We start from the raw sequence: 17,333 nt of genomic DNA, 5'->3' as shown, positions 1-17,333 counted from the left end.
GGCGAGCAGTCAGCTTGAAATTGGTATCTCCTTCAATACGTTGGTAAAAAAAGCAGACGAAGTTCAGCAATTTAAATACATCGTTCAAAACGTAGCTAATCAATTTGGCAAAACTGCCACCTTTATGCCAAAGCCGCTGGTTGGCGATAATGGCTCAGGCATGCACGTAAACATGTCTAGCTCTAAGGATGGCGGTAATACATTCTCAGGTGATGAATATGCTGGTCTATCAAAGACTGCATTATATTTCATCGGTGGTATCATCAAGCACGCACGAGCGCTAAACGCCATCACTAACCCAAGCACCAACAGCTACAAGCGTCTCGTACCACACTTCGAAGCGCCAATTAAGCTGGCTTATTCTGCATCTAACCGTTCGGCATCGATCCGTATTCCGCACGTGACCAGCCCCAAGGCAGTCCGTATTGAAGCGCGATTCCCTGATCCATCAGCGAACCCTTATTTGTGCTTTGCGGCGCTACTAATGGCAGGTCTTGACGGTATCGAGAATAAGATCGATCCAGGTGAGGCAGCGGACAAGAACTTATATGATCTACCGCCAGAAGAAGAGGCGCTCATCCCGACAGTAGCAGAGAACCTTGAAGTGGCACTTAATGCCCTGCGCGATGATCATGACTTCCTACTAAAAGGCGACGTATTTAGCAAAGAGATGATCGAAAGTTATATCGCGCTTAAGATGAAAGAAGTTCAAAAAATCAACGAAGCAGTACACCCACTTGAGTTTGACATGTACTATCGTGTGTAATGACCAAATCTCTAAAAAAAGCACAAAGTTATCTTTGTGCTTTTTTATTATCCATGAATCAATAATTGATTTATTGTCAAATAAGGGTAATTTTGGGTACAATGTTGGATATTATTTATAAGTGAGCAAGCGCATGAGCACATTAAATTCAGCCAAGAAAATAGATACCGATGTTTTGATTGTTGGTGGTGGTGCCGTGGGCATGTGTCTTGCGATTGGTCTTGCTAAGCTTCATCATCGGGTAGTGCTGATTGACATTAAGCCTAAGCTTAGTGCTGCAGATAGACAGGCGATGCTTGCCAAAAGAGACGCTCGTGTGTATGCGCTGAATTTATTAAGCCTTGAGTTGTTTAGGGATATTGGCGCAGATGATTTTGTGCGGCGTGCCGATTATACACAGATGCATGTGTGGCAAGGGGATGGGCGCGGTGAGCTTAATTTTGCCAAATCATCACTAACGCCAAGCTTGATGGGCAGTATGGTTGAGCCTAGTGTGATCAATGATGCGCTAGACAAACGCGTCTCTCATGCGGATGTTGCGGCATTCTTGACGATATTAAGTGCGACTTATATCGATGGGCGGATCGGTATCGATGTGCAGCATGATGGCGTCAGTGTTCGAGTATGCGATACAGACCGCGCTAGTAGCACCATCAATGCGCGTCTGATGGTTGGTGCGGATGGTAGGGGTTCTGCAGTGCGCAGGTTAGCTGGGATCGAGGTGGATCGTTTGGATTATTATCAGACGGCAATCTGCTGCGCCATTAAGACTACGCGCCCGCATGAGGATACAGCGCGCCAAGCCATGCTGCCAACAGGAACATTGGCGTTATTACCACTCGCAGACCTTGAAGAGGGTGATGATGGTCATTGGCAATCGGTGGTGTGGACGCTTCCGACCCCAGCTGCCGAGGAATATCTGATGTTGCCGCCCAGACAGCTTGCAGATAAGCTGAGCCTAGCGAGCGGATTTGAGCTTGGGGAGATTCTTCATATTGAATCGATTGCAAGTTTTCCGCTTTCTGCCCAAGTTGCTAAGACATATACAGCGCCCCACACCTTACTCATCGGTGATGCGGCGCATGGCGTGCACCCACTGGCGGGTCAAGGGCTTAATCTTGGATTGGCGGATGTCAAAGCACTGCTTGACTTGATTAAGCAAGCCAAGGCAAAAAACCAAAACCTATTTTCCGCCCAAGTATTGAGTCGATATGAGCGTACAAGGCGCGCTCAGAATGCGTTAATGATGCACAGTTTTTCAATGATAAATTATGCGTTTGCAGGCAGCGCGTTTCAAAAAGAACCCATGCGGTTTTTGCGTGCTGAGATGGTGAATTTTACTGGTAAGATTCGCCCGTTGATGGATTTTTTTAATCACAAAGCAAGCGGATTGTGATGCTGCTAGCTATCCCAACGTACTAAAAAATACCATCAAAATCGGCGAGATGACATTAGTAATAAAGCCAAAACTAATCACGATGGGTACGATCTTAGTGCCGCCTGCTTGGGTGAGTGTCGGCAGGGTAAAATCAAGACTGGTCACACCACCAAGTCCAATCGCGGCTGACTGCGAGTAGCGCATGACCCATGGGATAAAGATTAGTGCGATGATTTCTCTTGATAGGTCATTAAGCAAGGCGACGCTGCCCCATACCGCGCCATAGGCGTCCGTCATCACAGTGCCTGATAGAGAATACCAGCCAAATCCTGAAGCCAAGGCCAAACCCTTGGTGATGGATACTTCTTCAAAAAGTAATGCAAATACAACGCCTGAGAGCAGGGTGATCGCCATAAATACAGCGCTAATCTGAAGTCCGCGCTTGTTTAGCATGGCTTCTTTTAATGTAACGCCTGATCCTTTTAGGCTAACCCCCACCAAAAATAATAGCGCCATCAATAATACGGTAGTCGTGCTATCTGGCGGCAGTAGGCTGCCTGGTAAAATTTTTGCGATGGCAAAACCAATCACCAGACAGCCAATCTGTACAAGGCTACCACGCAAGCTGATTTTGGGCTTAGTGTTATTATGCTGGTGAGTATGTGTAGAGGACGGCATGAACTTATCAAAGGCAATCAGTGCGGCCGTGCCCATGCCAATGGTCAGGGCAATCAGCGTGCTTAGATATAATGTAATTGCACCGACTTTTTGGCTTAGATTCTCAACAAGACCCAGCTCGATGCCAATCACAATCAAAATTAAGAACACCAAATAATTCAATGCGCGCTCGACAGTACCCACCCAGTTTGGGCGGCTGGGCAGCGCAAAGCCGATAAACATTGGTGCTAATATGAGTAATAAGGTGATCAGTCCATTCATCTTGATAACTTATGCCGTGCCGTATCGAGGGTTGATTTTTGGTTTTGTTATTTTAAATAGCCAAAAAAATAAAAATCCGCCAAAAACCATGATTCATTGACGAAAAAATTCAAATAAAGCAATTATTTGGCGGTAAATTTTGTTAAAATAAGCAAACTTAACGGATGTCTTGCGATAAGCCATTAAGTTATGCGTATTATATCATTTTAACACCAAGCTGCCTTTAACGCCACCTTTAGATTATGAACACCCAGAATATCACCCGGTTTTTTGAAAATATCATGCGCGACTTATACCAAAGCGTGTATTTATTTTTGGGCGGTTCGCTTGATGATCAGACCTTAAACTGGGCGGATCGTGGTCTTGCGCTTGCGGCGACTGCGATTAAGATCGTTATTTTGCTTGCGGTTATTGGGTTTATCTATTGGTTTTTGGTGTATTGCGTCAAGCATGCACGTACCTTTTTGCACTTATCTCAGCGTCAGGTGCGCGTGATGCGTGCGGTGCTGCGATATACGTGGTTCGTCGCTAGCCTCATTGCGATCATGATGCAGATTGGTTTTCACACAGACACAGTGAAGGCGACAGCGAAGGCGGCAGGCTGGGCGGGCTTTTATTATGTGCTGTGGACAATGTCGGGCAAGATGCTAAGCGGTGTTTTAAAGCACTATGAGCTAAACGCATCCATCGAGCAGCTGCTAAAGAACATGATTCTTGTCATTATCTTGGTACTGACGACAGCGAGTGTGTTGGCTCAGTTTGGCTTTGACATCGTGTCACTGGTGGCAGGTCTTGGTATTGTGGGTTTGGCTGTGGGTTTTGCTGCCCAAAGTACGCTTGCTAACTTCATCGCGGGCATCACTATCTTGATTGAGCAGTCGTTTCAAGTGGGTGATTGGATTCGCTTGGGCGATAAAGAAGGGCGCGTGGTGAAGATTTCGCTACGAGCAACGCAGATTCTTGATCGTGATAATATCATTATCATCATTCCCAACGCTACCGTGGCGTCGTCTGAGGTGGTTAATCTTACTTCTAAGAAGATGATTCGTTTTGATGTCAAAGCACGCATTGCCTTGGAGGCGGACATCAGTCAAGCTCGAAGCATCATCGTTAAGACGCTTGCCAAAGATGAAGTGGTGCTAAAGCATCCTGCACCTATGGCAACCGTGGCGGAAGTTGGTGAATCTGGCGTGTACTTCATCGTGCGATTTTGGGTGGCGCCATTATCTGTAGCGCGCATTCCAATCATCAAAGAAAACATCAACGAGAAAATCAAACGCGCCCTAGACGAAGCAGGGATTAAAGCGCCTTATCCGCACATGCGCCTGATCGTTGATGATCATAATATCCTGCACATCCCCACCGGCCAGGTGGAGACGACAGAGCGCATCGAAGAAGATCTAGAATCTGCCGCTCGCAAAAACTAACCACCATCCAATAATCAAGCAAAAATACATTCAAAATATGCTATAATAGGCGGTTTATTTGCCTTGCGTATTTTTGAGAAAATTATGAGTAGTCACACCCCTGTCCTGATTAACCCTTTTGAGAAGTTCAATGTTAATGATTTTGAGCTGATCATCACTTGTGCTGACGGGCTTGAAAATGCGCTATTGATTGAGCTTGATAGCTTTGGCTTGGCGGGTGAGATTCTGCGCGCAGGGCGTATTCGTGTGCAAGTGAGCCTTGCCAAATTCTACCACATCTGTCTGTACAGCCGTGTGGCGAGCCGTGTGCTGCTGCCAATCGGTGAGTATCATTTTAAGCAAAAACAAGCAACCACCAATCAAATCTCAAAAGACGCCAAAGGGCGCACCGTTGCCCGCACGCTAGACACTCAGATCATCGATGAAGACGTGCCTGAGGCGCTTTATAAGTTCGCTGCACGATACGACTGGGCAAAGGTTTTTGGTCTGGATGATACTTTTGCCATTCGCTTATCCACGGATAAGCGTCTGACCGTAAACCAGCAGTTCGCCACGCTACGTATTAAGGATGCCATTGCGGATAATTTTAATAAGCAATTTGGCGAACGTCCTGATGTCTCTAAGACGCCAGATTTTCATATCTTTGCGGCGGCGAATAATAAATTTGCTGAGTTATTTTTGGATTTATCAGGTACCAGTCTGCATCGCCGCGGCTATCGCGTGGTTAATACCGCTGCACCCTTAAAAGAGAACCTAGCTGCTGCGTTATTATATGAGTCGAATTGGCATAGAGGTGAGCATGATGCGCTGATCGATCCGATGTGTGGGTCGGGTACGTTCATCACAGAGGCGTTGCTCATGCGTGCTGACTATCCGGTGGGACTTGATAAGACAACGGCGGAGTTTGGTTTTTATCATTGGGCGTATCATGATGATGCGCTTTGGCAGGAAGCTGTGAGCCGTGCTAGTGAGAGATTCCATGCCAATCTAGATAAGCTTGCCCAAAACCCACCTACAGTCATCGCATTGGATGCAGATGCCAATGCGGTTCATGCCTGCCATCAGAATCTATTGGCATCGGGTTTAGCGCCCATCATTGGTCACATTACCTTACAACAAAAGGCAGTCTCAGGGCTAAAAGACACATTATCAAAAATCCGTGCAGACCATCCGCTAATCATCACAAACCCACCTTATGGTGAGCGTTTGGGTGAGAGTGATTTTATTAAGCCACTATATCACGGGCTTGGCTTGTCGGTGGTGGATGGGCTGATGCAGGCAGGCGTGACCCGTGCTGACATGGCAGTGCTGGGCAGCCATGTGGAGCATGTCGATACGCTGCCGATCATCGATCCTAAGACGCTACGCTGTCATAATGGTGCGCTGACGGTGTATTTTCGTCATGGCGCGCTTGATTTAACCAAAGAAGACAGCTTAATTGAGAGTTTCGTTAAGCGTGACATTATTAATGAAGAATCGCAAGAATTCATCAACCGCTTCCAAAAGAACTTGGCGCATCTAAAGAAGCTTGCCAAGACTGACGACGTCACCAATTTGCGTGTTTATGATGCCGATCTGCCAAATTATAATGTCGCGATTGACTTGTATGGCGATAAGGTGCATGTGCAAGAATACGCACCACCTAAGCAAATCCCTGCCGACGTCGCCAAGGCTAGATTCAATCTGGTGTTAAATGGGGTGCGTGAAGTGCTGGGCGTATTCCGAGAAGATGTGTTTATCAAGACGCGCGCCAGACAATCAGGAAACGAGCAATACACCAAGAATCCTAATGCCGACACCAAGCGCAAAAAAATGTACGTCGCGCGTGAGCACGAGGCGTACCTGTATGTGAATTTCACTGATTATCTGGATACGGGGCTGTTCATCGACCATCGCAACATGCGTCAAATCGTCGCTAACGCCAGTCGTGCCAAGCGCGTGTTAAACCTATTCGCCTATACATGTACGGCAAGTGTACACGCCGCAATGGCGGGTGCAAGATCGGTCACGAGTGTAGATTTGTCCGCCAATTATCTAGATTGGGGTAAGCAGAATTTCGCCCTAAATGGCCTAGTGCTTGATGCTGAATATGAAGGCGTGCCAAAATATCAGTTCATCGCATCTGATGTCTTTGAATGGATCAAAGACCACACCGAGCAGTATGACGTGATATTCATCGATCCGCCGACTTTCTCAAACTCCAAGAAATTCAAAGGCACCTTTGATGTTCAAAGGGATCATGTTGCCCTGATTAATCGCGCGATGAACCGCTTGTCTGCGGATGGTGTACTATATTTTAGTAATAACTACACGCGTTTTGAATTGGATGAGAGCCTAAGCGCTCGCTATGACGTAGTGTGTATCACGGATAAGACCATCGGTTTTGACTTTAACCCAAAAAAACCCATCCATCAAAGCTATCAAATCCGCCATAAAAACGGCAAAAAAACCATCAGTCAGTCATCTGATGAATTCGATGCTAAAGCTCAGATTACAGATGATGAAGTTTATAATACAAGGCGCCACACCGAAAAAGACGAATTCAAAAAGAATCGATTCAAAGACGATTCTAAAGACTTCAAAAAATCCAATTCTAAGCGAGACGACTTTAAAAGACGTGATAAAAAATCAGATGATTTTAAGGGTGGTTTTAGAACGAATTCTAAAGAAAGCTTTGGCGGCAAAAAAGACTTTAAACGAGATCATCGTGACAGAGACTTTAAAGACCAAACTGAGACCCTAAAATCAGATAAGCCAAAAGTTCGCTATGAAAAGATTGATGGTAAATTGGTTGCTGTACCAATTGAAACTGCGCAGACTGATAAGCCTAAAAAATATACGGTAAAACCGAAATCTTGATGTTTATTTTAAGATCAAAGATGTTCTAAAGAAATTTGAGAAATAGCCATGACAGACAGCCAAACCTTGAGCGATGAAATCCTAAACGATGTAGAAAGCCATTCTGAAATCATTCACGCCTTATCTGCCGACAGCGAGCGAGAGACGGACACGGACGGCGATGATGAGCATGACTTTGATGACGGTATCAAATCCGCCCGCTTCAAGAAATTACAAAAGAAACTGCGTAAAGAAGTATCGTGGGCGATTCGTGATTTTAACATGATTGAAGACGGCGATGTCGTCATGGTGTGTATCTCAGGCGGTAAGGACAGCTTTACGTTGCTTGATATTTTACTGTTTTTAAAACGCATTGCCCCGATTAACTTTGATGTTGTGGCGGTCAATCTTGACCAAAAACAGCCCAATTTTCCCGAACACGTCCTGCCCGAATACCTATCCAAACAAGGCATTCCGCATTATATCCTAGAAAAGGACACGTATAGTATCGTAAAATCAGTCGTGCCAGAAGGCAAAACTTACTGCTCGGCTTGCTCTCGCCTAAGACGTGGCTCGTTGTACGGCTTTGCCAAGCAGATTGGGGCGACCAAGATTGCACTCGGTCATCATCGTGATGATATTTTGGCGACTTTCTTTTTGAATTTGTTTCATGGCGGAAGTCTCAAAGCCATGCCCCCTAAGCTATTATCCGATGACAAGCAAAACGTGCTTATCCGTCCGCTTGCCTATGTTGCCGAAAAGGATATTATTAAATACGCCAATTATAAGCAGTTTCCCATTATCCCTTGTGGGCTGTGTGGCTCACAAGAAAACCTGCAACGGGCGATGATCAATGACATGCTCCGGGAGTGGGATAATGCTCACCCAAAACGCCTAGCCAGTATGTTTAAAGCCTTGCAAAATGTCGCCCCAAGCCAGCTTGCCGACCGTGAATTGTTTGATTTTGAAAGTCTAAAAACCGAGCGGACGGACGATGAGCGGTTGTTTGAGGGGGACAATATCCAAGTGGGCGTAAGCGAAAAACTTGCCGATATTGGCTTGCCAACCGCCCCACAAGTGCAGACCTTTAACCCAAAATTTAGCAACAAAATCCCAACGATTAACCCTGTGCTGGATTAATAAAAAAGCCCTAAATTTAGGGCTTTTTTATCGGGTAATAAGTACTCAATGTGAAAGGTTGATTTTGTAGAGATTTTTTAAAAACCACGTAAGCGCCATGTCATAACCCATGTCGCCAAGCCCGCAGATGACACCGACCGCCTTATCCGAAAAATACGAATGCGAGCGAAACGGCTCACGAGCGTGCACGTTGGACAGATGCACCTCAACAAAAGGCTTATTGATGGCTGATAGCGCATCTCGAATGGCGACTGAGGTATGAGTGAATGCGGCAGGATTGATGATAACAGCATCAATGGGTGACTCACAAAGCAGACCCAAATTGCCAATGGCATCAACGATGTCGCCCTCGTGATTTGATTGTAGGCTAATGAGTTCAATGCCGTGCGATTTGGCTGTCTTGGTGAGTCGCTCTATGATGTCATTTAAAGTGGTCGTGCCGTAGATCTCAGGTTCGCGTTTACCCAGAAGATGCAAGTTGGGGCCGTTGATGAGAAGAATTTTCTTGGATGGGCCAATTTGTTCCATGTTGATTGCTTGATTTGGTGAATTTGCTTTATTTTATCAGATTTGTGAGGATTTTGGGTGTATTGATGATATTGGCGGAAAATTTCGGTCATTATTCCACAAAAACACTTGTATTCTTGGTTTATCATTGATATGATAATTTACAGCAGTTATTCGCAGATGTGGTTTTTTGTAATTGTCTAGCAAAGCGTGTGATTGTATTAGCCATGACAGTGAATGGGTGTTTTTAAGGTGTGGGTGTTTGCCCGACTTGCTCAACTTGCTTGCTTAGGCTTTGGCGTAACAAGCGTTATAGATAGGAATGAAATATGTCAGTTCGTGAACAAGGTACTGTAAAGTGGTTTAATGATTCCAAAGGCTTTGGTTTCATTCAACGTGCTACAGGTGAGGATGTTTTTGTGCATTTCCGCGCGATTCTTGGCGAGGGCTACCGCTCTTTAAAAGAAGGTCAGGCTGTGGAATTTGTCGTGACTGAGGGTGATAAAGGATTGCAAGCTGAAGAAGTAAGCAAGCTGTAACGCTTTTTTGACCCATAAAAGTCCGCTATTTTGGCGGGCTTTTTGTTGCTGTAAGCGGTCTGAATTTCTTAGATAATTTTCAAATCATTTGCATAAATTGATATAATACGCTATTGTAGTGGCATTTTTATGTGACAATTTAGGAGTAATCATATGAAGTTTGCACAAAAATTAGCAATCGGCGCATTGGCAGTAACGATGGGCGCATCAGCCATGGCTGCTGACAATAAAGGCGCAGATGCGCTAACCAATGCAGAAAAAGGCGCGCTAAACATCTGTGATGTCGTGTCTGAGGGTGTATTCAACATCTCTGCCATGCATCAATCAAACATCTCAGAAACTGAAGCCAAAAAAACCATGGACGAAGTTGCTGCTGATTTGATCAAGCAGCATGGCGATGATGAAGTAACCGCATTTGTCAAAGAATTCTGGCAAGACAGCCTATCAACCATCATCTATAAGCAGCCAATCCAAACTTCTGATGACAAAAAACGTGAAATCGTTCAAGCCAATGCCGTAGAATCAGGTCTTGCCTGTTTGGGTATTTTGCTTGGCGAAAAAGAAGGCGAGCAAGCACTCAAAAAAATGCAGGCCGCCCAAAAATAACTAAGGATATTAATTTGAGCCATCAAGCCAATAAAGACACAACTACTTCATCAGGTTTTGTAAAATTCCACGATTTGCCATTGTCCGAGACGACATTGAAGGCGATTCGTGCGCTGAATTTTGAGAATCTGACACCCATTCAGTCTCAGATTCTGCCGCATACACTTGCCAATCAAGATGCCATTGGTCAGGCTCAGACTGGCACTGGCAAGACAGCGACGTTCTTGATTACCATCATTGAATCGTTATTGAAGCGTCCTTTTGGTGAGGATGAGCCAAGGTTCTTAGGTGAGCCGCGTGCGCTTATTCTGGCGCCGACGCGTGAATTGGCGCAGCAGATTTATGCTGACTGTCGAGAGCTGACCAGATTTAGCGATCTTTATAATCTTTGCATCACGGGCGGTGCCGACTTTGATAAACAAGCCAAGCAGCTTGAGCATCGCCCACTGGATATTTTGATTGGCACGCCTGGTCGTATTATTGATTGGGTGCAAAAAGGCGTTCTGTTCTTAGATCGGGTTGAGGTGTTCGTGCTTGATGAGGCTGATCGCATGCTTGACATGGGATTCATCCCTGATATTAAGCGCATTGTGCGACACATGCCTGCCAATACCCATCGCCAAAGCCTACTATTCTCAGCGACATTCAATACTGATGTGATGAATTTAGCGTATCGTTGGCTCAATAATCCTGCTTTTGTGGAGATTGCACCTGAGAGCAAAACGAACAAAGCCATTGACCAGCAGTTTTATCTGCTGACCGAGCGTGAGAAGATGTCGGCACTGCGAGAGATTCTCTCGGGCGATGATGTCAAAAAAACCATCGTCTTCGCCAATCGTAAAGATCAGGTAAAACGTCTGTATGACAATCTTCGCCGTCAATTTGAAGTTACCATGCTCTCAGGAGATGTCGCTCAGCAAAAGCGAGAAAGATATCTACAGCGCTTTAAAGAAGGTGAAGTAAATATTCTGGTCGCCACAGACGTGGCAGGGCGTGGCATCCATGTTGATGATGTGACTCATGTCGTGAATTATACCTTGCCTGAGATGCCTGACGACTATGTACATCGTATCGGCCGTACAGGGCGTGCAGGGCATACAGGTGTGTCTATTAGCTTCGTTAGCGAGAATGATGCTTTTAATCTGCCTGCGCTTGAAGATCATGTTGGGATTAAATTTAAGCTGAATCAGTTTGATTTTAAGCCTGCTGATGCTGTTGATAGCCCTAAGAGTGATGATTGATGAATCCTCTTTTGGAGCTGCTGCCTGAACGCATCCCTTTGTCATTATACATCCATATCCCGTGGTGTGTGAAGAAATGTCCGTATTGTGATTTTAATTCACATGCGCTGCCCGACTCATCTGATGATGCTGCACTGACTGCACCATACTCGGATTATGTGGATGCGATGATTTTGGATGCGCGTTCTCAGCTGTCTTTTGCGCAGGGGCGTCAGATTCATTCGGTATTCATCGGTGGCGGTACGCCGTCGCTATTGCCCGTTCATGAGTTTGCAAGATTGTTCGATGCGCTTTGTGCGATGTATGCCTTTGCAAATGATTGTGAGATTACCCTTGAGGTTAATCCAGGCACGGTAGAGCATGCGCCTTTTGAGGAGTATCTGGCGCTTGGGATTAATCGACTATCCATCGGCGTGCAGACCTTTAATGAGAAGGTGCTGCGAGTACTTGGGCGCATTCATAATCCCAACCAAGCCATTAACGCCATCCGTAATTCCAAGCAAGCGGGATTCCGCCGTATTAATGTAGATCTGATGCATGGACTGCCGAATCAGACAGCAGACTTGGCGGTTCATGATCTGCAAACTGCCATCAACGCTGGCGCGACACACATCTCTTGGTATCAGCTGACCATTGAACCTAATACAGCCTTTTATCGTGCACCCCCTGATCTGCCCGAAGAAGATGTGCTGGAGTCCATCGAAGAAGCAGGGCGTGCGTTACTAATTAAGCATGGCTTTGATAATTATGAAGTGTCAGCATGGGCGGGTAAGGATGATGCGCCATGCAAACACAATATTAATTATTGGCAGTTTGGCGATTATCTGGCGATCGGTGCAGGTGCGCACGGCAAAGTCACATTGCACGGACATCCTGAACATGGCGATGGCATTTATCGTTTTCATAAATCGCGCCTTCCCAAGGACTACATGAATACCGAATCATCAGCGCCTAAGATGGTAAACTTTGAAAAAATCAGTGAAGAGAATTTGCCATTTGAATTTATGATGAATGCGTTAAGATTGCGCCATGGTGCCAGCACGCAGATGTTCGAGGAGCGTACAGGGCTGTTTGTCAGTACGATTGACAATGAGCTTTTGCCATTGCAGCATGAAGGTTTTATGGTGCATGATGCCAATCTACTAAGCCCGACTGCGATGGGCTTTAGATATGTGAATCATTTGGTGCGTTCATTTTTGTGATGATTTGGCGATTGGCTAATCTAATTGTTAATTTTTGATTGATTTACACTAAAAATAAAATGCCGAAAACTTGATAAATTTCGGCATTTTATTACTAATTTCAAAAGAAATTACATTTTCTTTTGAACTTTTTGTGCGCCGTCAGTTACTGCGTCACCAGCTTTAGATACGTCTTTACCAAAACCTTTAACAGTGTTACAACCAGTTAGAACAAAAGCAGCGGCAACAGCAGCGATGATTAGTTTTTTCATGGGAATTTCCTTTGAAAGCTATGGGTTGGAATAAGTTCTTTTCTAATGAACTTAAACTTATATTAGCGAAATTTTGACCAACTTTGTGTAATTGTATGTAACTTTAAGTTATTAAATGTAAACTTAAAAATTGATTAATCGAAAACCATGACCACCATCCATATTGTATTATTTTCTCCCAAGATTCCAAATAACACGGGCAACATCATCCGTCTGTGCGCCAATACAGGTGCAAAGCTGCATCTGGTTCGACCTTTGGCGTTTGACCTTGATGACACCAAACTAAAACGAGCGGGGCTGGATTATCATGAATACGCCCAAATGCGAGTGTATGAGGATTGGAGAGAGTGCCGAGATGCGCTAAACGCTCAGGGCATTCACAAGATGGTTGCGATGACGACGAAGTTTAGCCATTCTTTTTATGAGCATGATTTTAACCATGCTGATGGCGGTGATGTCGCGCTTGTGTTTGGCTCTGAGACGGATGGGCTGCCTCAGGATGTGCGTGATGACATTGGCGTGGATAATTGGCTCAGACTGCCTATGCTGCCAGAGTCACGCAGCCTAAACCTTGCCAATTCTGTGTCTATTTGTCTCTATGAGATATGGCGACAGTTGGGCTTTGCGGGGGACGTTGGCGAGAGTGTGGGTTATCATCGACTCTCATCCCGTCCTGAGGATTGATCGGATTTGATATTAAAGGCGATGTTTGTGCATCGCCTTTTTGTTGTTTAGGGTTATTTGGCTTTCGGCTTTATAGGCAGTTTGGGGGCTTGGGCAATCCTGCGATGCGATTGACGTGACGCGCCACCAGACCTGTGTTAAATAATACTTGCAATTTGGCATTATTAATCTCATCATCGGGTAAGGTGGTTGATAAATGCTTGATAAGCGGGCGTGTGGCGGGGCTATGATGGTATTTGTCAAAAAAAGTCCGAACTTGCATCAAGATTCGGTAATGAACATCGGTAAGCTTGACATCTAGAGTATTCGCCAAAGTCTGTGCGACGCTTGGCGTCCATTGTGTATGGTCTTGGAGGTGCCCATCAGCATCCAGTATTAAGTCTGTCATCAAAACTCCAATACGCTGTCAAATAAAGACAAATCAACTTGCATGCCTTCTGTCTGAGTAAGCACATCCTTGATGACATCATTGAATTGATTGACATCAAATGCTGCCCAAGCCTTTGGTAAGTCGTATAGCTCAAGCGACTGAACCATACCATAAAGGCGTGATTCACTGTCTGCTAGGACGATGGAAGATTTATCTGTGAAATAAAACTGCACCTCATGATCGAAGCTGGCTAAGGTAAAACCTAGTGCGATCGCTTCATAAGTGATTAGCTCGCTGTCTGATTTTATATTTATTAAAAATCTCATGCCAATCTCTCACTAAAACTGAATCACGGTAACGTCGTCGTCGATCTGCAATGCTAATTCTGATAGCCCAACCAGGCGAAAGGGCGCACGCAGATTATCGCCATCAAGACTGTGCCGATTGGCGTTATCGACATCAGTAATACCGCGAGCCAGTGCCGTGCTAACACATACAGGCAGGTCTAGATTGTGCTGTTGTGAGAGTCTCGCCCATTCATCGGTTATGCTGGGAACATCGGCGGTCTGCCAAAGTAGGCGGCTGGCGGTGTATGCGCCATCACCATAAAAAAATACGCTGAGCATCTCGCCAGCTGTTAAGCGTTCTTTGGCAGTGCGTACAGCCTTCTTGCCTTGGTGGCTGTGTGGGCTTGAAGTGATGAGTAATAAAGTTGTCATAAATCAAAAAATCATCAAATTTGTGCTTATTATAGCGTAATTTTTGGTGTAAAATGGCAAAATTGAGCGGCTTTTTAAAATTTATCTATCATGATGACACCCGTATTTAGACCCACCCAAACCGAGCTTGAGATTCTAAATCTTGCCAGTCCTTTTGCCTATTCAATTTATGATAAAAAAACTGACGAGGCGCAAGCATTCTTGGGGGAATTTGGATTTGAGCGTGCGCTGACCCGAGATGATTTTGATGCGTTGATTGGGCGATTTGCAGCGCATCTAGATGAAGATGCTTTGATGATAGGACTTAGACAGCTTCGTAATCTGCTCATGCTAAAATGGATCTGGCAGGATGCGCTGGGCGTGATAGAGCTTGAAAAGCTGATGGAGGAGCTATCAGAGTTTACCAATGCCTGCATCTGCCATGCCAAAAACCACGTCTATGACAGACTGGTTGAGAGATATGGCGTGCCGATGACGGTGGTTGAAGGGCGAAAACAAGTAGATGAATTCGCGGTGATCGCCATGGGTAAGCTGGGTGCGATGGAGCTAAACTTATCCAGTGACATTGATTTGATCTTTATTCATAAGGGGGTGGGCGAGAGTGACACGAGCGAACACGGCAAAAAAAGCATTGACAATCAAAAATTCATGACCAACCTTGGTCGTGGCATCATCCGTCTGCTCGATGAGGTGACGGCGGATGGCTTTGTGTTTCGGGTGGACATGCGGCTGCGTCCGTGGGGTGATTGTTCGCCGCTTGTGATGACGACGGCTGCGCTTGAGAAGTATTTTGGTCAGCATGGGCGCACTTGGGAGAGATTTGCTTGGCTAAAAGCACGAGTGGCGAATGAGGTTTCTGAGTCATTTTTGATGCAAATACTTAATTTACGCAAGAACTTCGTCTATCGTTATTATATCGACTACAGTGCATTTGGTGCGCTACGTGAGATGAAGTCGATGATCGTCAGTCAGCAGACACAGCGTCAGGATTTGGATAATGTTAAGCTTGGTGTTGGTGGTATTCGTGACATTGAATTCATCGTACAGGCATTTGCATTGATATACGGCGGGCACCAGGCGGCACTTGGGGAGAATTTATCGTGTCTTGATGCCATCAGTGTGCTTGATGAGTTTGATTACTTGTCGCGCACAGAGGCGGATGAATTGGCGGCAGCTTATCGGTTCTTAAGACGGCTCGAGCACGCCATTCAAGCACGCCACGACAAACAAACCCAAAAACTACCTAAAGACCTTGATGAATTAACCGCCATCGCTCAGATTATGGGCTTTGATGGTGTTGATGATTTTCGGCAGGCGCTTGACACACATCGACAAAAGGTGTCTGTGCCTTTTGAGCGCATGGTAACAGATCGCCAAAGCCCCACCCAAGAGCTAAGTAATACTAAGGATGCTTGGCGGGAAATCAAAGACGTGCTAAGTGATGAAAGCGTGCAAGCGCTTGATGAATTCATGTCATCAAAGCTGGTGCAGAGTCTGGATGATGAGCCAAGATCCCGCCTAGAATCTGCTTACCCCATCATATTACACGCGCTATTAGAGCATGCCAAGAAAGATGGTGCAGAGCGTGCGGACATGGCAGTGCCAAGACTGGTAAGCTTGCTTGAGGCGATATGTCGGCGTTCGATCTATCTTGTGATGATTGCCGAGAATCCGAACGCCACCATTGCGCTCATTCCGATGTTATCGGCAAGCCCTTGGATCGCCAAGGAGCTGGCTCTATACCCCATGCTGCTTGATAACTTCTTACAAAAGCGCTATTTGCATTTGCCAGATAAAGCAGAACTTGCCGACATTCTACGTCAAAGCTTGCTTCGGGTGGAGCGTTTTGATGATGAAAGTTACTTGGCGAATATTCGATTATTTAAAAAGACCCAAGTTCTGGCTGTGGCGACCGCAGATGTGCTGGGACTGCGCCACATCATGAAGGTGTCTGACAGCTTAACGTTCATCGCTGAGGTAGTGGTGGAGTCAGCATTGTATCGCGCCTTTGATGAATTGGTGTGCAAACATGGTTATCCAATGCTGCAAAATGGCGAGCGAGCAAGTCATGCGCACATTGGCTTTGCGATCATTGGTTATGGGAAGCTTGGCGGTATTGAGATGTCTTATGCATCCGATTTGGATGTGGTGTTCTTGCATGAGATTGATGAAAAGGCAGACACAGATGGTGAGCGTGCGGTAAGCGGCATGAAATTCGCCTCTCGCCTGATCCAAAAGATTCTCACTTATCTGACCACGCAGACCCGTGATGGGCGTGCTTACGAGATTGACATGAGGCTTCGACCTTCAGGTAACGCCGGCGTGATGGTGGTCTCTTCGCATGCGTTCGAGGTGTATCAGCACGATAAGGCTTGGGCTTGGGAGCATCAAGCACTGGTGAGGGCGCGCGCTATTGCCGGTGATGTGCGCGTGATGGCAAGCTTTGATAAGATTCGCACTGAAGTTCTAACCAAGCCTTATGATAAGGCAAAAGTGCGCACGAATGTCATCGAGATGCGCCAAAAGATGCAAACCCATCTGGGCACCAAAGAGGGTGGTACAGCAGAGCATCAATTCCATCTAAAGCAGGACTTCGGTGGTCTGGTGGATATTGAGTTCTTAGCGCAGTATGTGGTGCTTGCCTTTGCTCATGACTACCAAAACCTGGCCATATGGTCGGATAATGTTCGTATCTTCGAAGAAGTGGCGAAAACAGGGCTATGGAG

The 17,333-nt window shown here is 45.8% G+C and carries 16 protein-coding genes and 1 pseudogene; 11 read left to right on the top strand and 6 right to left on the bottom strand.

All coding sequences use genetic code 11. The annotated features are described in order from the left end of the window. Positions 1-766, top strand: a pseudogene (gene glnA / locus GY683_RS01390) (glutamine synthetase); the annotation flags it as partial. 133 nt (positions 767-899) lie between these two features. After that, the gene (locus GY683_RS01385; RefSeq protein WP_297287049.1) at positions 900-2,162 is read left to right on the top strand and encodes an FAD-dependent monooxygenase; all 1,263 of its coding nucleotides are present in this window, start codon (positions 900-902) and stop codon (positions 2,160-2,162) included. Between the two features lie 9 nt (positions 2,163-2,171). On the opposite strand, the gene GY683_RS01380 is transcribed toward GY683_RS01385, so the two are convergent. Then, on the bottom strand, positions 2,172-3,083 hold the full coding sequence (locus GY683_RS01380) for a lysine exporter LysO family protein (RefSeq protein WP_297287048.1): 912 nt from the start codon (positions 3,081-3,083) through the stop codon (positions 2,172-2,174). Positions 3,084-3,325: 242 nt separating this feature from the next. On the opposite strand from GY683_RS01380, the gene GY683_RS01375 reads away from it, so the two are divergent. The 3 genes from GY683_RS01375 to ttcA all read left to right on the top strand — a co-directional run bounded on the left by GY683_RS01375 (position 3,326) and on the right by ttcA (position 8,488). Further along, on the top strand, positions 3,326-4,510 hold the full coding sequence (locus tag GY683_RS01375) for a mechanosensitive ion channel family protein (protein WP_297287047.1): 1,185 nt from the start codon (positions 3,326-3,328) through the stop codon (positions 4,508-4,510). Between the two features lie 84 nt (positions 4,511-4,594). Next, complete coding sequence (gene rlmKL, locus GY683_RS01370) at positions 4,595-7,369, top strand: bifunctional 23S rRNA (guanine(2069)-N(7))-methyltransferase RlmK/23S rRNA (guanine(2445)-N(2))-methyltransferase RlmL (protein WP_297287046.1); 2,775 nt, start codon at positions 4,595-4,597, stop codon at positions 7,367-7,369. Between the two features lie 48 nt (positions 7,370-7,417). Continuing rightward, positions 7,418-8,488, top strand: a complete 1,071-nt coding sequence (ttcA, locus tag GY683_RS01365; protein ID WP_297287045.1) for a tRNA 2-thiocytidine(32) synthetase TtcA — start codon at positions 7,418-7,420, stop codon at positions 8,486-8,488. A 45-nt stretch (positions 8,489-8,533) separates the two neighbouring features. On the opposite strand, the gene aroQ is transcribed toward ttcA, so the two are convergent. Beyond that, on the bottom strand, positions 8,534-9,016 hold the full coding sequence (gene aroQ, locus GY683_RS01360; protein ID WP_297287044.1) for a type II 3-dehydroquinate dehydratase: 483 nt from the start codon (positions 9,014-9,016) through the stop codon (positions 8,534-8,536). Between the two features lie 308 nt (positions 9,017-9,324). Here aroQ and GY683_RS01355 point away from each other — a divergent pair, with 308 nt between their 5' ends. The 4 genes from GY683_RS01355 (at position 9,325) to hemW (ending at position 12,583) form a co-directional block, all read left to right on the top strand. After that, the gene (locus GY683_RS01355) at positions 9,325-9,534 is read left to right on the top strand and encodes a cold-shock protein (RefSeq protein WP_036362254.1); all 210 of its coding nucleotides are present in this window, start codon (positions 9,325-9,327) and stop codon (positions 9,532-9,534) included. Between the two features lie 153 nt (positions 9,535-9,687). Then, positions 9,688-10,140, top strand: a complete 453-nt coding sequence (locus tag GY683_RS01350; RefSeq protein ID WP_297287043.1) for a hypothetical protein — start codon at positions 9,688-9,690, stop codon at positions 10,138-10,140. Positions 10,141-10,214: 74 nt separating this feature from the next. Continuing rightward, entirely contained in the window at positions 10,215-11,381 is a 1,167-nt protein-coding gene (locus tag GY683_RS01345; RefSeq protein WP_297287050.1) for a DEAD/DEAH box helicase, read from the top strand. Further along, positions 11,381-12,583 (top strand): radical SAM family heme chaperone HemW, encoded by a 1,203-nt coding sequence (gene hemW, locus GY683_RS01340; protein ID WP_297287042.1) that lies wholly within the window; start codon positions 11,381-11,383, stop codon positions 12,581-12,583. Before GY683_RS01345 ends, hemW begins: the two co-directional genes overlap by 1 nt. 110 nt (positions 12,584-12,693) lie before the next feature. On the opposite strand, the gene GY683_RS01335 is transcribed toward hemW, so the two are convergent. After that, positions 12,694-12,834 carry an entericidin A/B family lipoprotein gene (locus GY683_RS01335; protein ID WP_297287041.1) on the bottom strand — a complete coding sequence of 47 codons (141 nt, stop codon included), beginning with the start codon at positions 12,832-12,834 and terminating at the stop codon, positions 12,694-12,696. A 147-nt stretch (positions 12,835-12,981) separates the two neighbouring features. On the opposite strand from GY683_RS01335, the gene GY683_RS01330 reads away from it, so the two are divergent. Beyond that, entirely contained in the window at positions 12,982-13,518 is a 537-nt protein-coding gene (locus GY683_RS01330; RefSeq protein ID WP_297287040.1) for a tRNA (cytidine(34)-2'-O)-methyltransferase, read from the top strand. 70 nt (positions 13,519-13,588) lie between these two features. On the opposite strand, the gene GY683_RS01325 is transcribed toward GY683_RS01330, so the two are convergent. The 3 genes from GY683_RS01325 to tusD are packed head-to-tail and all read right to left on the bottom strand — an operon-like array spanning position 13,589 to position 14,607. Next, entirely contained in the window at positions 13,589-13,906 is a 318-nt protein-coding gene (locus GY683_RS01325; RefSeq protein WP_297287039.1) for a TusE/DsrC/DsvC family sulfur relay protein, read from the bottom strand. After that, positions 13,906-14,214: a hypothetical protein gene (locus tag GY683_RS01320; protein WP_297287038.1), complete on the bottom strand. Its 309-nt coding sequence runs from the start codon at positions 14,212-14,214 to the stop codon at positions 13,906-13,908. Before GY683_RS01320 ends, GY683_RS01325 begins: the two co-directional genes overlap by 1 nt. 12 nt (positions 14,215-14,226) lie before the next feature. After that, complete coding sequence (gene tusD, locus GY683_RS01315; protein WP_297287037.1) at positions 14,227-14,607, bottom strand: sulfurtransferase complex subunit TusD; 381 nt, start codon at positions 14,605-14,607, stop codon at positions 14,227-14,229. 90 nt (positions 14,608-14,697) lie between these two features. Between tusD and glnE the strand changes: the two genes are divergently transcribed. Then, positions 14,698-17,333 (top strand): bifunctional [glutamate--ammonia ligase]-adenylyl-L-tyrosine phosphorylase/[glutamate--ammonia-ligase] adenylyltransferase (gene glnE / locus GY683_RS01310; RefSeq protein ID WP_297287036.1); only part of this gene is annotated, 2,636 nt, incomplete at its 3' end.

Source organism: Moraxella sp., from assembly GCF_024227015.1.
Lineage (GTDB): Bacteria > Pseudomonadota > Gammaproteobacteria > Pseudomonadales > Moraxellaceae > Moraxella.
Note: the sequence above shows the minus strand (reverse complement) of the source record. Positions and strands in the feature narration are given on the sequence as shown.

What these genes read in the sequence shown, in the direction of transcription:
- GY683_RS01380 (WP_297287048.1), bottom strand. Translation starts at nt 3,083, where the DNA reads ATGAATGGACTGATCACCTTATTACTCATATTAGCACCAATGTTTATC.
- hemW (WP_297287042.1), top strand. Translation starts at nt 11,381, where the DNA reads ATGAATCCTCTTTTGGAGCTGCTGCCTGAACGCATCCCTTTGTCATTA.
- GY683_RS01320 (WP_297287038.1), bottom strand. Translation starts at nt 14,214, where the DNA reads ATGAGATTTTTAATAAATATAAAATCAGACAGCGAGCTAATCACTTAT.
- GY683_RS01335 (WP_297287041.1), bottom strand. Translation starts at nt 12,834, where the DNA reads ATGAAAAAACTAATCATCGCTGCTGTTGCCGCTGCTTTTGTTCTAACT.
- GY683_RS01375 (WP_297287047.1), top strand. Translation starts at nt 3,326, where the DNA reads ATGAACACCCAGAATATCACCCGGTTTTTTGAAAATATCATGCGCGAC.
- GY683_RS01355 (WP_036362254.1), top strand. Translation starts at nt 9,325, where the DNA reads ATGTCAGTTCGTGAACAAGGTACTGTAAAGTGGTTTAATGATTCCAAA.
- GY683_RS01350 (WP_297287043.1), top strand. Translation starts at nt 9,688, where the DNA reads ATGAAGTTTGCACAAAAATTAGCAATCGGCGCATTGGCAGTAACGATG.
- GY683_RS01330 (WP_297287040.1), top strand. Translation starts at nt 12,982, where the DNA reads ATGACCACCATCCATATTGTATTATTTTCTCCCAAGATTCCAAATAAC.
- rlmKL (WP_297287046.1), top strand. Translation starts at nt 4,595, where the DNA reads ATGAGTAGTCACACCCCTGTCCTGATTAACCCTTTTGAGAAGTTCAAT.
- GY683_RS01325 (WP_297287039.1), bottom strand. Translation starts at nt 13,906, where the DNA reads ATGACAGACTTAATACTGGATGCTGATGGGCACCTCCAAGACCATACA.
- tusD (WP_297287037.1), bottom strand. Translation starts at nt 14,607, where the DNA reads ATGACAACTTTATTACTCATCACTTCAAGCCCACACAGCCACCAAGGC.
- ttcA (WP_297287045.1), top strand. Translation starts at nt 7,418, where the DNA reads ATGACAGACAGCCAAACCTTGAGCGATGAAATCCTAAACGATGTAGAA.
- GY683_RS01385 (WP_297287049.1), top strand. Translation starts at nt 900, where the DNA reads ATGAGCACATTAAATTCAGCCAAGAAAATAGATACCGATGTTTTGATT.
- aroQ (WP_297287044.1), bottom strand. Translation starts at nt 9,016, where the DNA reads ATGGAACAAATTGGCCCATCCAAGAAAATTCTTCTCATCAACGGCCCC.